Annotated in this window: 2 protein-coding genes; one reads left to right on the top strand and one right to left on the bottom strand. The window is 42.3% G+C overall.

Annotation, left to right across the window (positions count from 1 at the left end; all coding sequences use genetic code 11):
* Nucleotides 1-1,405, top strand: a 1,405-nt coding sequence (locus OEL57_RS16165; protein WP_300741901.1) for an IS5 family transposase, incomplete at its 5' end; no start/stop codon positions are given.
* A gap of 11 nt (nt 1,406-1,416) precedes the next feature.
* Here the strand turns inward: OEL57_RS16165 and OEL57_RS16160 are convergent.
* Nucleotides 1,417-2,420: hypothetical protein (locus tag OEL57_RS16160; protein WP_300741899.1), on the bottom strand; the 1,004-nt coding region annotated here is incomplete at its 5' end.

Raw genomic sequence — 2,420 nt, 5'->3', positions numbered from 1 at the left:
ATTATCCCATCAAATGCCTTGGGATCTCATCGAAGAAATCTATGCCACCAAGTTCAATGGGCCACGTGGCAATCGAGCATATTCATCCAGACTGGCCTTTGGCGCTCTTTTTCTCAAACAAGCCTTGAATGTCTCGGATGCGGATTTGATTGAACTGGTTCGTGAGAATCCCTATCTCCAGTTTTTCCTTGGATTCGAAGAATTCTCCAGTGAATTGCCCTTTGATATCAGCTTGATGTCTTACTTCAGGCAACGCTTCACACCTGCCGAAATTTGCCAAATCAACGAAGCCATCATTGCTCAGGATCCTTCAAGGAAACCATCACCCAATGATGACAATGATGACGATCCGAGCAGTGGTCATTCGGGGGAAGGTGATCGCCAAGGCTCTGAGTCAAGCGCTTCTTCTGCCAATAGCCCGGGACAGACAAATAGCGGAACCTTGATCCTGGATGCAACCTGTATCCCACAAGACATTCACTTCCCGACGGATATCCGCCTCCTGTATGAGGCGGTCTGTTCAGGCATGCGCCATTTAGAAATAACAAGGGGAAAAACCATTACCAACACTCAGAAGTCGTTGCTGAGCCATGCCAGGCAGGCTTTTTTGAGCATCTCCAAATCCAAAAAAAATACTCCAGCCCAGTTCCGTGAAAAACAGGGTATTCTTTTGAAATTGCTGAAACGCTGCCTCGGATACTTTGACTCACCGGCCATGACCAAACCCATCAGCCCAAAGACGAAAGATACACTTAAGACGCTGTCAATGATCCATGATCAGCAGTTTGAGATGTGGAAGTTAAAGATCAACCGGATTGATCATCGAATTGTCAGTGTATCCCAGCCTTGGATAAGGCCCATCAAGCGGGGCAAGGCATCCGTTAATACCGAGTTTGGTTCGAAAATTGCCATTTCAACGGTGGATGGGTATGTCCGAATGGAACACTTTTCGTTTGAAAACTTCAACGAAGCCCTGACCTTGCAAGAGAGTGCTGAGCGATACAAGGCCCGAACAGGATCATATCCTGAAAGGATACTGGCAGATAAGATTTATCGAAACAAAGCCAACCTGGCATTCTGCAAAAGCAATAATATCCGAATGAGCGGCCCGGCACTGGGCAGACCCCCAAAGGATCCTCAGGTACGCCAACAGCAGCGAGCAGCAGAGGTCCAGGAAGCTGGCGATCGAAATATGGTGGAGGCCAAAATCGGAGAAGGCAAACGGAAGTATGGACTGGATCGAATCATGGAAAGAACACAGCAAACCACTGAGGTGATGATCTGTGTTAGCTTTGCTGTCATGAATTCCTTCCGCAATCTGAGGAAGCAGCTTGCTTCTTTTTTCGACAAAAATCAAGTCATCAATTTCTACATGTCATTCGAGGTTTTTGGAATTGCATCTTGATAAAGTTGCAATTATTCATAACCCTCTACATAAGGAATGGATTTAGTAACGACACCAAGTGCTCCGGTTGTATAAGCATATTCCAGAATGTTAAGAATGTTTCCGCCTGCATCATAACTATAAACGATAGTTTTATTCAGAATTTCATTATCTTCCCGAATCAGTTCACTTATTTCGTTATAGGTATAAGTAATTTTTTTGCCATCTTGTTCGATCAACTCAATATTACTGTTTTTGTCATATTTGTATTTTGTGACCATACCATTTTCTACCATAGTATCTACCAAATCACTCGAGCTACCATTAATTCCGTCTTTGAAATTGTAGCTTGTGACGTAGTTAAACGTATCCATAGAATTTGGTCGAAGGGTCAATGTTGTTATCGCCACTCTTCCCAAGCTATCATATTCATAGGTTTTTATTCCTTTTTCACTTTCTTGTACAGTGGTTTTACCGGAAACTAGGGATATGGGTTGTCCAATCATATCATTGGTAATTCGTGTAGTATAGCTTTCCCCCTTTAAATCTTCTCGCATCTCCTCAGCTTGAGTGATCGGATCAAATCCTAGGAAGAGTTTACTTCCATCAGTGCTGGAAATTCCTATTAATTGGTCAGCAGCATCATAAATATAACGATGTCCAATTTCATTCACTGAATCATAAAGATAACCCAAATTTTCCGCAGCGTCATACTGATAGCTGAATTTAGTTTCATAACTTCCAATCGAATCGTTCCAGATCTTATAGGATTTTATCTGATTCAATTTATCGTACTCTATTTGAGTTTTTTGACCGTTTCCAAAAATGCTGTCAGTTAAATTGCCTTTTTGATCGTACAAGTAGCGGATAATCTCTTGCGTGCCAACCTTAATATTTCTTGCCCGGCCAAAAACATCGGACTCGAAGAAATAGCTGAACCCATTGTGACTGATAGATGAGATGTTATCATTGTTATAGCTATAAGAAACTTGAAGGTTCTGACCATCAACAAGCTTTGGTAATTTAGTGAGTTGAT

This window comes from Trichlorobacter sp. (genome assembly GCF_030247655.1).
Lineage (GTDB): Bacteria > Desulfobacterota > Desulfuromonadia > Geobacterales > Pseudopelobacteraceae > Trichlorobacter.
The sequence above is the reverse complement of the archived record's forward strand: the minus strand, read 5'-3'. Positions and strand labels throughout refer to the sequence as shown.